This window comes from Halomonas sp. BM-2019 (assembly GCF_017584085.1).
This window is the reverse complement of sequence record NZ_CP071922.1, coordinates 981,975-984,899: the sequence shown is the minus strand read 5'-3', so window position 1 is coordinate 984,899 and position 2,925 is coordinate 981,975. Positions and strand designations below refer to the sequence as shown.

The window sequence follows — 2,925 nt, the reverse complement described above, 5'->3', positions numbered from 1 at the left end:
TGGGCGGCGGCATCGATGCCCAGCGCCATGCCGCTGACCACGCACCAGCCCCGCCCGGCGAGCTCCCGGGCGAAGGCCGCGGCGTTGGCGAGCCCCTCGCGGGTGGCACGCCGCGCCCCCACCATGGCCAGGCGCGGCGGAGAAAGTGCCGCGAGGTCGCCCCAGGCCCACAGCAGCGGCGGCGGGTCGGGGATCTGGGCGAGCAGGGTCGGCCAGGCCGCATGGTCGGGATGGAGCAGATGGCGGTCAGGCGCCTCGCCGAGCCACGCCTCGGCCCGGGCCACCTCGTCACTCAGCGGGCTGCGCGCGGGGTGGTCCAGCCACAGGCGCAGTGCCGTGGCGGCTTCCCGGGGCAGTCGCGCCAGCCAGCCATCGGGCCAGCCGGAGGCCTCGGCGGCCAGCTCGGCCAGTCGCGCAGGTCCGAGGCCAGGCAGCCGCGAGAGGGCCAGCCACGCCCGGGCATCGGGCCGCGCAGCGGGCATGATGGCGCCTCAGCGCTGGGCGGAGCCGAGGCCGCGCGGCGACGGGGAGTGGACGCGATCCCCCACCGAGAGCGAGCGGCTGGCCTTCATCACCAGGCCATAGCTCATCTTCTCGTAGGGTTTGAAGACCATCACCATGCCGGCATCCTCGCCCGGCAGGCTCAGGGACTCGCCGGTGCGCGGGTCGTGGACGCGCTCGCCCCGCTGTTCGACCAGCAGCACGTGGCCGGGCTCCAGGCCGTCGCGGCGGCCGCGGTCCAGGGCCACCACCTGCAGGCGGCCGATGAACTGCACGCCGCCGGGCACCGAGAGGATGGTGCCCTCCACCTCGCGCTCCGGGGCGCGGGGGTAGTATTCGGTGACTAGGTCGTGAGCCTCCAGGGGCAGCACGATATCGTTGTTGCGCACCTCCTGGCGGGAGGTGGTCACCTCCAGCACCACGATCTCCTCCTCCTGGCGCTCGCGACGCGCCTGCCCCACGCTCTCCAGCTCCAGGCCCAGCAGTTCGCCGCTGGCCGGATCATGGAAGCGCTCGCCGACCCGGTAGAAGCCCACCCGGCCGCTGCCCTCCACCTCGCCCCGGGCATAGAGGCGGTCGCCCACGCCGCTCATCAGGCGACGGTCATCGCCGCCCACCACATAGGCCAGCTCCTCGAGGTCCTCGGGGTCGTCGACGATGCGGTGATCGCGCAGGAAGTGGCGGATCGCCTCCAGCGGGATCGGCTCGATCGCCTCCCGATGGGGGATGGTGCGCATCTGGGGCGAGAGCCGCACCTGCCCCTGGCCGCGCTCCAGCCCCAGGCAGGGGCGCCCGTTGCAGTCGTAGAGGTAGACGACGTCCCCCGGATAGATCAGGTGGGGGTTGCGGATCTGGGGGTTGACCTGCCACACCTCGGGCCACCGCCAGGGGTGGCGCAGGAAGCGCCCGGAGATGTCCCACAGGGTGTCGCCGCGTACCACCGTATAGCGCTCCGGCGCATCGCCGCGCAGGCCGTCGTCCCAAGAGAGCCCCTGGGCCAGGGCCGTGCCCGAGAGCGGCCCCAGCGCTACCATCATGCCCAGCGCCGCCATGCCGCCCAGCCAGCGCCGCCATGCCTTGCCCACTCTCGTCTGCTTCATCCCTGCCGTCCCCTGCGTTGCGTGGCGCCACGCCCGTCCCCCTGGAACAATGCCGGCGTGGTATAGTCTTAGGTTATCGATGCGATACGTGCACGACGGTTTCGCCGTCGCCCACGTCCTCCTAGAATAGTGTCATTCTGTAAATGACAGCATAACGGTGATACCAACGCCATGGCCAAATTACCGATCCTCGAATTCCCCGACGAGCGTCTGCGCACCAAGGCAGCGCCGATCGAGACGGTCGATGACGGGGTCCGCCAGCTGGTCGATGACATGCTGGAGACCATGTACGCCGCCCGCGGCATCGGGCTGGCCGCCACCCAGGTGGACGTGCACCGCCGGGTGATCGTCATGGACGTCAGCGACGACCAGTCCCGCCCGCTGGTGCTGATCAACCCCGAGTTCACGCCGATCGGCGAGGAGCGCGACCTGATGTCCGAGGGCTGCCTGTCGATCCCCGAGTATTACGCCGAGGTCCCCCGGGCGCTCCGGGTTCACCTCAAGGCGCTGGATCGCGATGGCCGGCCCTACGAGCTGGAGGCCGACGGCCTGCTGGCCCACTGCATCCAGCACGAATACGACCACCTCGAGGGCGTGCTCTTCGTCGACTACCTCTCGCCGCTCAAGCGTGACCGCGTCATGAAGAAGATGCAGAAGCGTCACAAGCTGATGCAGACCGCCTGACCCCTCTGCGTTTCTTCCGGAAGGCCGGCGCCACGCGCCGGCCTTCGTCGTTTTCGGCCGGCTCCGTTATCATTAGGAGCATCCACTCCCCGGCCAGGCCCCAACCATGTCCCGACCCCTCGACTCAGAGCCCCTCGGCGTCATCTTCGCCGGCACGCCCGACTTCGCCGCCGAGAGCCTGCAGGCGCTGCTGGACAGCCGCCATCGCGTCCTCGCCGTCTACACCCAGCCGGACCGCCCGGCGGGCCGGGGCCGCAGGCTGACCCCGAGCCCGGTGAAGCGCCTGGCCCTCACGCATGGGCTGCCGGTCCACCAGCCCGAGACGCTCAGGGCCCCCGAGGCCCAGGCCGAGCTGGCCGCCCTCGGCGCCGATATCATGGTGGTGGTGGCCTACGGGCTGATCCTGCCCCAGGCGGTGCTGGAGATCCCCCGGCTGGGCTGCCTCAATGTCCACGCCTCGCTGCTGCCGCGCTGGCGCGGCGCCGCCCCCATCCAGCGCGCCATCGAGGCAGGCGACGCCGAGAGCGGCGTGACCATCATGCAGATGGACGCGGGGCTCGATACCGGCGACATGCTGCTGGTGAAGCGCACCCCGATCACCGCCACCACCACCGGCGGCGCGCTTCACGACACCCTGGCC

4 protein-coding genes are annotated in these 2,925 nt (G+C 71.1%); 2 read left to right on the top strand and 2 right to left on the bottom strand.

Going from position 1 to position 2,925, the window contains the following annotated elements:
* The coding region (locus J5F18_RS05000) for a DNA-processing protein DprA (protein WP_346301223.1) at window positions 1-482 on the bottom strand (482 nt) is incomplete at its 3' end.
* A 9-nt stretch (window positions 483-491) separates the two neighbouring features.
* A complete protein-coding gene (locus J5F18_RS04995) occupies window positions 492-1,601 on the bottom strand; it encodes a LysM domain-containing protein (RefSeq protein ID WP_346301222.1) in 1,110 nt (369 codons plus the stop codon).
* 171 nt (window positions 1,602-1,772) lie between these two features.
* Between J5F18_RS04995 and def the strand changes: the two genes are divergently transcribed.
* Together def and fmt are read left to right on the top strand one after the other, a co-directional pair.
* Window positions 1,773-2,285: a peptide deformylase gene (gene def, locus J5F18_RS04990; protein ID WP_346301221.1), complete on the top strand. Its 513-nt coding sequence runs from the start codon at window positions 1,773-1,775 to the stop codon at window positions 2,283-2,285.
* 106 nt (window positions 2,286-2,391) lie between these two features.
* Window positions 2,392-2,925: methionyl-tRNA formyltransferase (gene fmt / locus J5F18_RS04985; protein ID WP_346301220.1), on the top strand; the 534-nt coding region annotated here is incomplete at its 3' end.